The sequence below is a fragment of the Shimia aestuarii genome (genome assembly GCF_900114635.1).
In the GTDB taxonomy this organism is placed as follows: domain Bacteria; phylum Pseudomonadota; class Alphaproteobacteria; order Rhodobacterales; family Rhodobacteraceae; genus Shimia; species Shimia aestuarii.
The window spans coordinates 405008-418610 of the sequence record NZ_FOTQ01000001.1 but is presented as its reverse complement, the minus strand read 5'-3'; the positions used below and the strand labels follow the sequence as shown (position 1 = coordinate 418610).

11 protein-coding genes are annotated in these 13603 nt (G+C 63.4%); 6 read left to right on the top strand and 5 right to left on the bottom strand.

From position 1 onward, the window contains the following. Nucleotides 1-17: 17 nt before the first annotated feature. The gene (locus BMZ35_RS02095) at nucleotides 18-815 is read right to left on the bottom strand and encodes a L,D-transpeptidase (protein ID WP_093090429.1); all 798 of its coding nucleotides are present in this window, start codon (nucleotides 813-815) and stop codon (nucleotides 18-20) included. A 287-nt stretch (nucleotides 816-1102) separates the two neighbouring features. Here BMZ35_RS02095 and hisC point away from each other — a divergent pair, with 287 nt between their 5' ends. The 3 genes from hisC to BMZ35_RS02080 are packed head-to-tail and all read left to right on the top strand — an operon-like array spanning nucleotide 1103 to nucleotide 3989. After that, on the top strand, nucleotides 1103-2188 hold the full coding sequence (hisC, locus tag BMZ35_RS02090) for a histidinol-phosphate transaminase (RefSeq protein WP_093090427.1): 1086 nt from the start codon (nucleotides 1103-1105) through the stop codon (nucleotides 2186-2188). Continuing rightward, nucleotides 2185-3108: a prephenate/arogenate dehydrogenase family protein gene (locus BMZ35_RS02085; RefSeq protein ID WP_093090426.1), complete on the top strand. Its 924-nt coding sequence runs from the start codon at nucleotides 2185-2187 to the stop codon at nucleotides 3106-3108. The genes hisC and BMZ35_RS02085 overlap by 4 nt, the downstream gene beginning before the upstream one ends. A gap of 47 nt (nucleotides 3109-3155) precedes the next feature. Further along, nucleotides 3156-3989: an extensin-like domain-containing protein gene (locus BMZ35_RS02080; protein WP_093090424.1), complete on the top strand. Its 834-nt coding sequence runs from the start codon at nucleotides 3156-3158 to the stop codon at nucleotides 3987-3989. Between the two features lie 30 nt (nucleotides 3990-4019). Here the strand turns inward: BMZ35_RS02080 and BMZ35_RS02075 are convergent, their stop codons facing one another. Beyond that, nucleotides 4020-5018, bottom strand: a complete 999-nt coding sequence (locus tag BMZ35_RS02075) for a DUF2125 domain-containing protein (protein ID WP_093090422.1) — start codon at nucleotides 5016-5018, stop codon at nucleotides 4020-4022. A gap of 71 nt (nucleotides 5019-5089) precedes the next feature. On the opposite strand from BMZ35_RS02075, the gene BMZ35_RS02070 reads away from it, so the two are divergent. From BMZ35_RS02070 to BMZ35_RS02060, 3 genes are all read left to right on the top strand, one after another. Then, nucleotides 5090-5614: a gamma-glutamylcyclotransferase gene (locus BMZ35_RS02070; protein ID WP_093090420.1), complete on the top strand. Its 525-nt coding sequence runs from the start codon at nucleotides 5090-5092 to the stop codon at nucleotides 5612-5614. Between the two features lie 94 nt (nucleotides 5615-5708). Continuing rightward, complete coding sequence (locus BMZ35_RS02065) at nucleotides 5709-6953, top strand: biopolymer transporter ExbB (protein WP_093090418.1); 1245 nt, start codon at nucleotides 5709-5711, stop codon at nucleotides 6951-6953. A 3-nt stretch (nucleotides 6954-6956) separates the two neighbouring features. After that, nucleotides 6957-9353, top strand: coding sequence for a peptidoglycan -binding protein (locus BMZ35_RS02060; RefSeq protein ID WP_093090416.1), 2397 nt, complete (start codon nucleotides 6957-6959; stop codon nucleotides 9351-9353). 9 nt (nucleotides 9354-9362) lie between these two features. Here BMZ35_RS02060 and BMZ35_RS02055 read toward each other — a convergent pair whose 3' ends face one another. From BMZ35_RS02055 to gloB, 3 genes are all read right to left on the bottom strand, one after another. Continuing rightward, nucleotides 9363-10325 (bottom strand): M23 family metallopeptidase, encoded by a 963-nt coding sequence (locus BMZ35_RS02055; RefSeq protein WP_093090415.1) that lies wholly within the window; start codon nucleotides 10323-10325, stop codon nucleotides 9363-9365. Next, a complete protein-coding gene (gene clpA, locus BMZ35_RS02050; protein WP_093090413.1) occupies nucleotides 10325-12649 on the bottom strand; it encodes an ATP-dependent Clp protease ATP-binding subunit ClpA in 2325 nt (774 codons plus the stop codon). The genes BMZ35_RS02055 and clpA overlap by 1 nt, the downstream gene beginning before the upstream one ends. Nucleotides 12650-12817: 168 nt before the next feature. Next, the gene (gene gloB, locus BMZ35_RS02045) at nucleotides 12818-13585 is read right to left on the bottom strand and encodes a hydroxyacylglutathione hydrolase (RefSeq protein WP_093090411.1); all 768 of its coding nucleotides are present in this window, start codon (nucleotides 13583-13585) and stop codon (nucleotides 12818-12820) included. Between the last annotated feature and the right edge of the window lie 18 nt (nucleotides 13586-13603).

Genomic DNA, 13603 nt, shown 5'->3' with positions numbered 1-13603 from the left:
GGTTGTGATGACGGGTATCAGCCGTCCTCTTCGGCTTTCTCTTCTTCTTCCAGCTTGCGCTGGGTTTCGCGCATCACGCGCAGGCGTTCCTGGTCGGCGACGGCGGCATAGACGATGTCGGGATTGACGATCTTGGGCGGCAGTTCCTGACCGCGATTGGCCATCTCTACGCCTTCGATCTCGACCGATTCCTCGTAGGAGCGCACCTTGACCTGTGTGCCGAGGTCGACGCGGTCGGCGAGGTGAATGACATCCTGATTGAACATGCGGATGCAACCGGCGGAATTGGCGTTGCCGATGGATTCCATGTCATTGGTGCCGTGGATGCGATAACGCGTGTCCTTTCCGCCACGATAGAGGTAAAGGGCACGGGCGCCGAGCGGGCTGGCCACGCCGCCGGGAATGCCGCGGGCGAAGGGGCCGTAGACCTCGGGTTCGGTCCTGAGCATGTTGGCGGTCGGGGTCCAGCCGGGCCATTCTTCCTTGCGCCTGATCACGCCTTCGCCCTTGAAGCCGCGCCCCTCGCGGCCCACGGCGACCGGGTAACGCGTCGCGGTGCCGTCGTCTTCGACGTAGTAGAGGAACTTTGCATAGGGATCGACCACGATGGTGCCAGGCTCTTCTTCGCCCTCATAGGGGAGGATGGTGCGGCGGTTGGGGGCCTCGAGGTATTCGGGCGGCACTTCGGGCAAGGTAATGTCGCCGTCGATGAAGCTGGCATAGGCGTCCGGGGTCTTGGCCTGGGGATCGGCGCAGGCCGCGATCAGGGTGAGGCAGAAACAGGCAAATAGGGCGCGGAGTGTCGGGAAGGTCATAAATGTCTTTCTGAAGATGTATTCCGGGGCGGCTGGTATGAGCAGGTTAGGGGGATCACGGCATTCATCGCAAGAGCGGAGTGTGCCACGGCCGGCGGTAAAGTAGTGCGGTGTGTTCGGCGGGCGCGACAGGATGTCCCGCGCAGGTGCCCGAAGCACCAACGGAAATGGGATCAGGGCAGGGCGGCGTTGCCAACAAGGCGCATTTGCACCTCAATGCGGCGTTCCCTGCTTTCCAATACGATGGCGCAGGGCTAAACAGCGTGGCGTAGCAGGAGAGTTTATTGATGCCCCGTATTAAGCCGCAGCCCGGTATTCTGGATATCGAATTGTATGTTGGCGGATCGTCCAGTGTTGAGGGCGTGTCCGACGTGGTCAAGTTGTCGTCGAACGAGAACCCGTTCGGGAGCTCGGACGTGGTGAAACAGACCCACGCCAAGACCGGCCACGCGCTGCATCGTTACCCGAATACGGACCATGCCAGCCTGCGTGCGGCGATTGCCGAGGTGCACAAGCTCGATGCCGAACGCATCATTTGCGGGGTCGGGTCGGACGAGGTGTTGCAATTCGTGACGCAAGCCTATGCGGGCGTGGGTGACGAGGTGGTTTACACCGAGCACGGGTTTTCCATGTATCCCATTCTGGCGCGCATGGTCGGGGCAACCCCGGTCAAAGTGGCCGAACGTGAGCGGATCGTGGATGTGGATGCGATCCTCGCGGCCTGTACCAAGAAGACCAAGATCGTGTTTATCGCTAACCCGGCCAACCCGACGGGGACGATGATCGGCACGGCCGAGGTGGCGCGTCTGGCGGACGGTCTGCCCGAGGGGGCGATCCTTGTGCATGACGGGGCCTATACCGAGTATGTCGAAGGGCATGACGGCGGTGCGGCCTTGGTGGAATCGCGTGACAACGTGGTGATGACGCGGACCTTTTCCAAGATCTACGGGCTGGGTGGGTTGCGCGTCGGCTGGGGCTATGCGCCGAAAGAGATCATCGACGTGCTGAACCGGCTGCGCCAGCCGTTCAACCTCTCGACCGTTCAGCTGACGGTGGCGGAGGCGGCAGTGCGGGATCAGGCATGGGTCGAGAAATGCCGCAGCGAGAACACCCGCCTGCGCGCGTGGCTGGCCGAGGCGCTGGCCGAGCTGGGGGTGCCGTCGGACACCTCGACCGCCAACTTCATCCTGGCGCGTTTCGCGGATCAGGAAGAGGCCGAAGCCTGTGACGATTACCTCAAATCGCAGGGCATCATCGTGCGCCGGGTGGCGGGGTACGGCCTGCCCAACTGTCTGCGGATCACCGTGGGTGACGAGGCCGGGTGCCGCCGGGTCGCACATGCGATTGGCCAATTCAAGGACGGTGCGCGATGACCCGGATTTATGATCGCGTCGCGCTGATCGGGCTGGGGCTGATTGCCTCGTCGATGTATTGGGCCATCAAGCGCGGTGGTCTCGTGGGCGAGGTGACGGGCTATGCCCGGACCGAGGCGACCCGCGAGAAGGCGCGCGAGATCGGTTTGTGTGACCGGGTGTGCGACAGCGCCGCCGAAGCGGCCGAAGGCGCGGACCTCGTGGTTCTGTGCGTGCCGGTTGGTGCGATGGGGGCCGTGGCCGAAGAGATTGCGCCCGTGCTTAAACCCGGTGCGACCGTGTCGGATGTGGGGTCGGTCAAGCGGTCGGTGATCGAGGCGGTGGCGCCGCATCTGCCGGAAGGGGTGCATTTCGTGCCCGCGCACCCCTTGGCCGGGACCGAGCATTCCGGGCCGGAATCGGGGTTTGCCGAGCTGTTTGACAACCGCTGGTGCATCATTGTGCCGTCGGATGAGGACACCGATGCCGAAGCGGTTGCGACCTTGCGCGCGCTTTGGGAGGGGATGGGCGCCAATGTCGACGAGATGGACGCGGATCATCATGACCTTGTGCTTGCCGTGACCAGCCACACGCCGCACCTGATCGCCTATACGATGGTGGGGGTCGCGGATGACCTGCGCCGGGTGACGGATAGCGAAGTCATCAAGTATTCCGCCGCCGGTTTCAGGGATTTCACCCGGATCGCAGCAAGTGATCCGACCATGTGGCGGGACGTGTTCCTGACCAACAAGGACGCAACGCTGGAGATTCTCGGGCGGTTCACCGAAGAGCTTTTCGCGTTGCAGCGGGCCATTCGCACGGGTGACGGCGATCACCTGTTTGAGTATTTCACCCATACCCGCGCCATTCGCCGGGGCATCATCGAAGCCGGGCAGGATACCGACGCGCCCGATTTCGGACGGGGAGCACCGCGCAAATGAGGGGGCGGGCCGCGATAACGGCCTGTATCATAGCCGGACTCTGCCTGATGGATGCGGCATTTGCCGGGGCGCCGACGCGGTCGTTGCGCCCCGTGACGCGGGAGCACGTGTTCCCGGTGGCCTTGCCCAGTTTCGCGCCGGACCGTTCGGTGCGGCCGGTGCCGCGCCCGGATCGCCAATCACGCAAGGTGGCTGCGGCGGCGGCAGTGGCCCCGGCGGCCCCGGTGGCTAAGAAAAAGCCGGACATCAAGCCCGCGCCGACGCAGCCGTTCGACCCGCTGGAGGCGGCCATGCCGCAGCGCGATGGGCTTGATGCGAAGCCCTCCAAAGAGGGCAAGAATGTCGGCAATGGCATGGTGCGCCTGTGCCGGGACCGCAAGCTGATCGGCAAGGAGATCGCACCGGTGCCCGCGCGTGTTGCAGGCTGTGGCATTTCCAAGGGCGCCATCCAGCTTTACGAGGTGAATGGCGTCAAGCTCAGCACCCCGGCGGTGATGCGCTGTGAGACGGCGCAATCGCTCAGCAAGTGGATCGAGAATGGTGTGGAGCCAGCGGTCAAGCGCTATGGCGGCGGGGTGGTCGAGTTGAAGGTGGCCGCCGGCTATGCCTGCCGGACCCGCAACAACCGTAAGGGCGCGAAGATTTCGGAACATGGCAAGGGCAATGCGATCGACATCTCGGCGTTCCGGTTGAAGAACGGGGACGAGATTTCCGTGCTGAAGGACTGGGGCGGCGGCAAGAAGGGACGCATTCTCAAGAAGATGCACAAGAACGCCTGTGGCCCGTTCGGCACGGTGTTGGGGCCGCGCGCGGATCGCTACCATAAGGATCATTTCCATCTGGACGTCGCGCGCCACCGGGGCGGGCCCTATTGCCGATAGGTTGACGGCCCCGCTGTCATGCACAGGCGTTCAGTGCAGGCGGATGATCGGGGCCGGGGCGATGGGCACCGGACCGAGGCGGGTGGCGCCGTTTTTGAAGGTCAGCGGAATGTCGAGTTGGGCGCTGTTCCCGGCCAGTTGAGACGCAAGGTCGAGCGCGCCTTCGACCGTGTCGAGGATGGCCGGAGAAACCTGCCCGGACGCGCGCGCCACGGCGATGATTTCACGCCAGTTGACCGCGCGTATGGTGATCGTGCCTGTGGGATAACCGAGGCTGTCGACGCTCACCTTGCCTGCCGCATTGAGTTCGAGATCGCCCCATTTGGCCTCGGCCAGAGCGAGGTTGATTTCCCTGGGCTGGGGGCGGCTGTCTTCGATGGCGGTGCGGTCCCAAGCGCGATCAAAGGTGACGGTCACGTCCGCCCGCAGGGCCGAAAAGCTGCGTGGCAGGTCGGCACCGGAGGGCAGGGCATAGGCAACGGGGGGCGCGAAATCCTGTGTTTGCAGGGCGAGGCGATAGGTGGCTTCGGACTCGGGTTGGGCGTGCATGGCGAGGTTCAGGGCGGCAGCCGACATTTGCCAGTCGCGCGAAGAGGATAGGGTCAGCCCCTCGACCACGACGTTCGTGCGTTCGAGTGTCAGCGCTGAGTCCGGGCGCAGCACGAGCGAGGCGCGCATGTCCGTGCTGTTCAGGGTCAGTTTCTCGGACGGGGTGGACAGGGTTTGCGCATGCGGCCAGACGGCGATGACATGGGTCGGGCGATAACTCAGCGCAAAAATCTGAAAGAAAGGCGCATCCCACGCGACCGAGGTGCCGGGATCGGCAAGGGTCAGATTGGTGAAGGTGGTGTCAAATCGGTTGGGAAAGCCACGCGTGGCGCGATCGTCATACTCGGCCACCCAGCCTTCGGCGCGCCGTTCTTCGAACCAGATGTCGAACCCCTTGGTCAAGCCCCAGTGCCCGGCCAGCCAGTAGCCCGACCAGGCCGCCGCCAGCACGGCGATCAACACGACAAGACGTTTCATCATGGCAAGGCCCCTTTTCCCAGCGCTGTGATTGGTGTTTAACGGCGCGCAACGTCAAGGACCAGAGGCAGAACATGTGGGTTTTTGGATACGGGTCGCTCTTGTGGAACCCCGGTTTCGAGTATCAGGAAAAGGCGATTGCCAGCCTGCCGGGGTGGCATCGCAGCTTTTGCATGCGCTCGATCCATCATCGCGGCACGGTGGACAAACCGGGGCTGGTGCTGGCGCTGGATGCGATGGCGGGCGCGCATTGCCAGGGGCTGGCGCTTTCGGTGGCGCCCGAGCACCGGGACACGACGCTGGATTACCTGCGTGAGCGCGAACTGGTCAGTTCGGCCTATCTGGAAAAGATGCTGCACATTGATCTGGCGGACGGGCGCAAGGTTGAAGCCGTGACCTATGTGATCGACCCGGATCATGTCCAGTATTGCCATCTGGAACTGGAAGAACAGGCGCAGATCATTGCCACGGCGGTGGGTGGGCGGGGGCCGAACACCGATTACCTGCACAACACCGCCAGCCACCTTTGGGAGCTGGGGATCGAGGATGCGGAACTTGACTGGCTTTCGGCGCGGGTGCGCGAATTGACAGCGGTTTGAGTGCGTCGCGGCGGCGCGGCGCAATAAAACTTGGCAGGGCAAGCCGTTGCCAGTAGGGTGACGGCAGAAAAAACAAGTGTCAGGATCCGTCCACATGGACCAGCCAGACCGAAAAATCGAGCCGCGTTTCTCTCAACCGTTCCGACAGATCATCCTGATGTTGGTCGTGCTTGGGCTGACCGGGCTGTTGGTCTATGTCGCGTTGCCACGGGTCATGCCCGTGTTCATCGCCAACCCCTATCTTAATGGGTTCATTGCCTTTGTCTTCCTGATCGGGGTGCTGGCCTGTTTCTGGCAGGTGTTTTCTCTGATCAACTCGGTGCGCTGGATTGAAAGCTTTGCCGGGCTGCGGGAGGGGTATGAAGAGTACCAAGCGCCGCAACTTCTGGCACCTTTGGCGGCGCTGTTGCGCACGCGCGGTGCGCATAGCCAGATCAGCGCAACGAGCACGCGGTCGATCCTCGATTCGGTTGCGACACGCATCGACGAGGGGCGTGAAATCACGCGTTACCTCGTCAACATGTTGATTTTCCTTGGCCTTCTTGGAACTTTCTATGGGCTTGCCACCACGGTGCCGGCGGTGGTCGACACGATCCGCAGTCTTGCGCCGCAGGAAGGCGAGGGCGGTGTCGAGGTGTTTTCGCGCCTGATGACCGGGCTTGAGGCGCAGTTGGGGGGCATGGGCATCGCCTTTGCCTCGTCGCTGTTGGGGCTGGCCGGATCGCTGATCGTTGGGCTCTTGGAACTGTTTGCGGGACACGGGCAGAACCGGTTTTATCGCGAACTGGAAGAATGGCTGAGTTCAATCACGCGGGTCGGGTTCTCGTCGGGCGACGGGGAAGGCGGCGAACAGCAGGCCGTGGGCATGGCCTTTGACCACATGGCGCAGCAGATGGAAGCGATGCAGCTGAGCTTTGCCGCTGCCATGGGAAGCCGCGAAGACGCGGATGAGCGGCTGTCGCAACTGGCCGAAGCGATCCACCGGATGACGGATCGGATGGAGACGCAGGCCCCGACCACGCAGGCGCTTTTGCGAGTGGCCGAAGGACAGGAGCGGCTGTTGCATGTGCTCGAAGAGCGCGATGACACAGACGGCGGTATTGATGCCGAAAGCCGCATGCGGCTGCGGTCGATAGACGTGCAGATGCTCCGAATTCTTGAAGAGATTTCCGCCGGACGTCAGGAGACCATGGCCGAACTGCGCAGTGATCTGGCCGGGTTGCAGCGTCAGTTGCGCAGCATGGCCCGCGCGCAGGTCAGCGATCCGGCAAAGCCCGCGGGCAAGCTGCGCCCTAAGCCGGGGACCGACGCGCAGGACGGCGGCGGGCAGGAGGGCTGATCCATGGCCCTTTCCCGGCGCACCGGACAGCGGTTTCAGGCCTCGATCTGGCCCGGTTTCGTGGATGCGATGACCGGGTTGTTGCTCGTACTGATGTTCGTGCTGACGATTTTCATGATCGTGCAGTTCGTGCTTCGGGAGACCATCACCGGACAGGAAGATGAGCTGAACGCGCTTGAGGCCGAGGTGCTGGCGCTGGCGGATGCACTTGGGCTTGAGCGATCACGTACGGAGGCTTTGGAAACCGAAGTCGGCGGGTTGAAGGCGACACTCGACAGCAGTGAAACGCAGGTGCGCGAGCAGGAGGCGTTGATTGCCGCGTTGTCGGCTGAGCGTGAGGCGCAGGATGCAGCACTGTCGGCGGCTCAGGCGCGGATCACCAGTTTTGAAACGCAGGTGGCGGCGTTGTTGGCGCAGCGGGAAGAGGCGCTTGGCACGATTGCCGATCTTGAGGCGCGGCGGGATGAGCTGTCTGCCGAACGGGCTGCATTGATTGATGAGCGCGAGGCGCTCAACCTTGCCTTGGCGCAGGCGCGCGACGAGATCGACGTGCAGACCGAGGCCGCGCGGCTTTTGGCAGCGCGGCGCGAGGCGTTGCAGGCGCTTGTGGAGGAGTTGAACGGCAAGCTGGCCGAGAGTGAGGCGCGGGAAGAGGAACTGACTGCGCGGGTAGGCAATCTTGAAGATCAGCTGTCCGAGGAAGAGGCGGCGCGGCTGGTCGAGGCGGCGGCGGCCGAGGCGCTGCGCGAGCGTTTGAAGAATGCGGATGCGGAGCTGACGGCGATGACGTTGGCGCTGGAGGAACAGCGCCGCAAGGCCGAAGAAACGCTGACCATGCTGGCTGCGGCGCGGGCGGCGCAGGAGGATCTGGACCTGAAACTGGCGGCGGCGCTGGTCGAAGGGCAGGACGTGTCGGAAGACCTTGCCGAAGCGATGGTACGGCTGGCGGCAGTGGAAGCGGCTTTGGCGGAGCGCGAACAGGAGCTGGCGGCGGCGCGGGGTGAGCTGGAAGGCGCGCTTGCGGCCCGCGAGGAACTGGCGGCACAGCTCGCGCGGGCGGTGCTGGCGCTGGAAACGGCGCAGAGTTCGGCCACCGCACAGTCCGAAGAATTGGCCTCGGTGCGGGCCGAGTTGACGGCGGCCTTGCTCGACCTTGAAAAGGGGAATGAAACGCTGGCGGATTTGCAGGCGCGGCTGGCGACGGAAGAGGCGGCGCGGGCCACCGCGGAGGCGGCTGCGGGACAGACCGAGATACAGTTGCGCAGCGATCTTGAGGCGCTGGAGGCGCGTTTGTCCGAAGCCCTTGCGGCGAAGCTGGCGGCAGAGAACCGGGCGGAGCAGGCGGAAAACACGGGCGCGGGGCTGGAAGAGGCGTTGAAAACGCTGGAAGAACGGCTGGCGGCGGCGGTGGCGGCGCAGCAGGTTCTCGAAGCGGATCTGGCCGCGACACAGGAGAACGCGACATCCCTGCGCGAGCGGTTGGCGGCAGCCTTGGCGGCCAAGCTGGCGGCAGAGGCCAAGCTGCGCGACGCCGAGGATGTGGAGCGGCAGTTGGCGGCGGCGCTCGCGGCCAAGAAGGCTGCCGAGGGCAGTTCGGAAGATGCCTTGAGCGCAGCGCAAGAGCGTGAGGCGCTGTTGCGGGCGGCGAACGAGGCGCTCGCACAGGAAGAGGCGCGATCAGCCGAAGGCCTGCGCAAGATCGAGGCTTTGAACCAGCAGATTGGCGCGCTCAGGTCGCAATTGTCGAGCCTGCAGGCATTGCTGGATGACTATAAAGAGCGCGATGCGGCGGCGCGGGTACAGCTTGAAACACTGGGCAGTGACCTCAACGCGGCATTGGCGCGGGCGGCGGCGGAAGAACGCAAGCGGCGCCAGTTGGAAGAAGAAGAGCGCAAGCGGCTTGAAGCGGAAAAGGCCGATCTTGAGGCGCAGACCAAGGATCTGGCCCAGTATCGTTCGGAGTTCTTCGGGCGGTTGCGGCAGGTTCTGGGTGATCAGGAAGGTGTGCGCATCGTCGGGGACCGGTTTGTGTTTGCCTCTGAGGTGTTGTTCCCGCCGGGCGGGGCGGATCTGTCGGTGGAAGGGGAGGCCGAGATTGCCAAGGTGGCGGCGATTCTGAAGGCGGTCGCGGATGAAATCCCCGAGGGGATCGACTGGATTATCCGTGTGGACGGGCACACGGACAACGTGCCGATCCTTGGCGGACGGTTTGCGGATAACTGGGAGCTGAGCCAGGCGCGGGCGCTGTCGGTTGTGCGGTACATGATCGAGGCGCTCGGGATTGCGCCCTATCGCCTGTCGGCCAACGGGTTCGGGGAATACCAGCCGGTCGACTTTGACGACACGCCCGAGGCGCGGGCCAAGAACCGGCGGATCGAGTTGAAATTCACCGAGCGGTAATGGGGGTGGTCATTCGACGGTGAGGGTCAGGCTCTGGCTGTCGAGCGGCTGTTGATCGCGGTAGAGGGTCGCGGTGCCGGTATAGGTCCCCGGTTGCCAGCCGCCAGCGGGTGTGCGTTTGCCGATGGCGCGAAAATACTGGGCCTGCGTTTTGTCGAGATCGACGGATTGCGCAACGACCCGATTGGCTGGGCCGTTGATCGTGATGTCGAGGCGATCGCCCGCGCGGCTCCCGAATCCGTAGGCGTAAAGCACCAATGCAGGCGCGTTGGGCGGCAGGGTGGTCTGGGCGATCTGGCCGGATTTGACCTGATCAAAGCTGGGAATGGCGGTGGTGAAGCCAAGGGCGATCAGGCCGCCGGGCGAATAGGCGAGGGGATCGGCCCAGAGGGTTTTGTCACTGGCGCCACATGTGTCATTGGCGCCGGGCTGAAACGGGTCGATCACGGTGCCGTTGTGGCGCACGGAAATGTGGACATGCGGGAATTGGGTGCGGCCTGACAGCCCGACCTGTCCGAGGGTATCGCCGGTCTCAACGGTCTGGCCCTTGGTGACGGAAATGCTGCCCTGTTTCATGTGGCAGTATTGGGTGACCCAGCCATCGCCGTGATCAATAGCGACACCGTTGCCGCATTCGCGCCCCTCGACAGAAGCGAGGGTATCGTTGGTGATGGCACGGTCGACCATACCGTCGCGGGTTCCGACAACCACGCCCCCGGCCGAGGCCAGCACGTTTACCCCGGCCTGCATGGTGGCAATGGAAGGTAGCGCAAAATCGGTGCCCTTGTGCCCATCATAGCTGAGCGGGCCACAGGTGAAATCGCGGGTGCCGGGGCCCGGGTCGGTATCGACGTAATTCTGCAGAAAACAGGTTTCGCCCAGCTCGCAGTCGATGGGCAGAGACAAAAACGGCGCCCCGATGGCTGATGAGGCCAGGAGGGCGCCGCAAAGAGCTGTGGTCAGCGTGCGCATCAATCCGCGGTAAGGAGCGGTGGCTTCTTTCCGGTGATCCGGGGACTATCGGGGCCGGAAATCTCCAGTTCGAGGTTGCCATCCTTGACCTTGACCTTGACGACACCACCCTTGGCCAGCTTGCCAAAGAGCAGTTCCTCGGCCAGCGGTTTCTTGATGTGTTCCTGAATGGTGCGGCCCAGCGGACGTGCGCCCATCTTCTCGTCATAGCCCCGGTCGGCCAGCCATTCGGCGGCCTTGCGGGTGAGTTCGATGGTGACGTTGCGATCCAGTAGCTGCGCTTCAAGCTGGAGGACGAATTTCTCGACCACCTGCAGGATGACTTCCTTGGGCAAGGGCGCGAAGGAAATCACCGCGTCCAGACGGTTGCGGAATTCGGGCGTGAAGGTGCGCTCGATGGCGGCGGTATCCTCGCCCTCGCGCCGATCGCGGCCAAAGCCGATGGCCGCCTTGGCCTGTTCAGCAGCACCCGCGTTCGAGGTCATGATCAGGACCACGTTGCGGAAGGAAACGGTGCGCCCGTTGTGGTCGGTCAGCTCGCCGTGGTCCATCACCTGCAAAAGGATGTTGTAGACATCGGGGTGCGCCTTTTCGATTTCGTCCAGAAGCAGCACGCAATGCGGATGCTGGTCGACGCCGTCGGTCAGAAGGCCGCCCTGGTCAAAGCCGACATAGCCCGGAGGCGCGCCGATCAGACGGGAAACCGCGTGTTTCTCCATGTATTCGGACATGTCGAAGCGGAGCAGTTCCACGCCCAACGTATCGGCCAGCTGTTTGGCGACCTCGGTCTTACCAACGCCGGTGGGGCCGGCAAAAAGATAGTTGCCGATGGGTTTTTCCGGCTCGCGCAGACCCGCACGGGCGAGCTTGATGGCCGAAGACAGAGCCTCGATGGCATTGTCCTGACCAAAGACCACGCGTTTGAGCGATTTTTCGAGATCCTTGAGCACCTCGGCATCGTCCTTGGACACGTTCTTGGGCGGGATGCGGGCAATCTTGGCGATCACGCCTTCGATTTCCTTCACGCCGATGGTCTTGCGCCGTTTGGAGGCCGCCACGAGATGCTGTGCCGCGCCCGCTTCGTCGATCACGTCAATCGCCTTGTCCGGCAGCTTGCGATCGTTGATGTAGCGCGCCGACAGTTCCACCGCCGATTTGATTGCGTCGGCGGTGTATTTCACGGAATGGTGTTCCTCGAAATACTCCTTAAGGCCCCGGAGGATCTTGATCGTGTCTTCGACCGTGGGTTCGTTCACGTCGATCTTCTGGAACCGGCGCGACAGGGCGCGGTCTTTTTCGAAGTGCTGACGGAACTCCTTGTAGGTGGTGGAGCCCATGGTGCGCAGCTTGCCGCCCTGCAGGGCGGGTTTCAGGAGGTTGGAGGCGTCCATGGCCCCGCCGGAGGTCGCGCCAGCGCCGATCACGGTGTGAATCTCGTCAATGAAGAGAACCGCGTCGGGGTGTTCCTCAAGCTCGGTCACGACCGCCTTCAGACGTTCTTCGAAGTCACCGCGATAGCGGGTGCCCGCCAGCAACGCGCCCATATCGAGCGAATAGATTGTGGTGTTGGACAGCACTTCGGGCGTTTCGCCCGAGACCACCTTGCGCGCGAGACCTTCGGCAATGGCGGTTTTACCAACGCCGGGGTCGCCCACCAGAAGCGGGTTGTTCTTGCGACGGCGGCAGAGCACCTGAATGCAGCGCTCGACCTCGTGGTCGCGCCCGATCAGCGGGTCGACATCGCCCTTCATCGCCTTGGCATTGAGGTCGACGCAATATTTGGCCAGTGCGCTTTCCTTCTTGTCGCCCTCGACATGATGGGTCGACTGTTCTTCGGCCTCGTCCTGCGCGCCGGTGATGGGGCGGGCTTCGCCAAAAGCGGGATCCTTGGCAACGCCATGTGCGATGTAGTTCACCGCGTCATAGCGGGTCATGTCCTGTTCCTGCAGGAAATAGGCCGCGTTGGATTCGCGTTCGGCAAAGATCGCCACGAGGACGTTTGCACCGGTCACTTCAGTCCGGCCAGAAGACTGAACGTGAATGGCGGCGCGCTGGATCACGCGCTGGAACGCGGCGGTGGGGACGGCTTCGGACCCCTCGATATCGGTAACGAGGTTAGACAGATCCTCATCAATGAACTCCAGCAGCGTCTGGCGCAGCTCGTCGACATTGACCGAGCAGGCCTGCATCACGCGCAGGGCATCGGGTTCGTCCAGCAACGACAGAAGGAGGTGTTCCAGCGTGGCAAATTCATGGCGCCGCTGGTTGGCCTGTGCCAGCGCGGCGTGGATGGCTTGTTCAAGCGTATTCGAGAATGAAGGCACTGCTCTCGTGCTCCTTCCGTTTCTGGGGCGCGGGGGGACGAGGCCCCACCAACACCATTGGCCTCATAAGTTAAAGTTTGGTCGATCTGGCCCGGTCTTCAAGGACTTTCTGCATTTTTAATGTCACATTTATCGTGAACGGCCGCCGGATCGCCCATTACGCGAGCCCTAGAAGTTGTCTTTGCGCTTGCGGATTTCAGCGAAAACGGCAGCCGGGTCGGCGCCTTCCATGCCCACGGTGCGTTGGACAATCGGGTCATGGCCGCGCAGGAACGGGTTGGTGGCCAGCTCTTCTGCCAGCGTGGAGGGGACGGTGGGGATGCCATTGGCGCGGGCCTCGGCCACGGCTTTGACCCGGGCGTCAAGCGCGGGGTTTTCCGGATCGACGGTCAGGGCAAACTTGCCATTGGCGGTGGTGTATTCATGACCGGAGCAGACGATCGTGTCGGAGGGCAGAGCGGCGAGTTTGGACAGGCTGTCCCACATCATTTCGGGCGAGCCTTCGAACAGGCGGCCACAACCGAGCGCCATCAGGCTGTCGGCGGTGAAGACGGCGCCGGTGTCGGGGAAGTAATAGGCGATATGACCAATGGTGTGGCCGGAAACGTCGATCACCTGCACGGCTTCGCCTCCGATCGAGATCGTGTCGCCTTCGGTCACGGCCACGTCAAGCTCGGGCAGGCGTTCGGCGTCATTGGCGTTCCCCACGACAGAGGCGCGGTGTTTGGCGAGGATGCCGGGCAGGCCGTCGACATGATCCCAGTGGTGGTGGGTGATCAGCACGTAGGTAAGGGTCCAGCCGCGCCGTTCCAGTTCATCAAGGATCGGGCCGGGCTCGGGCGCGTCGACAAGGGCGGTTTCGCCGCTGGCCGGGTCGTGGATCAGGAAGGCGTAATTGTCGGCAAGGCAGGGAATGGTCACGATCTGATGGGGCATGGATTTTCGCCTGTTCGT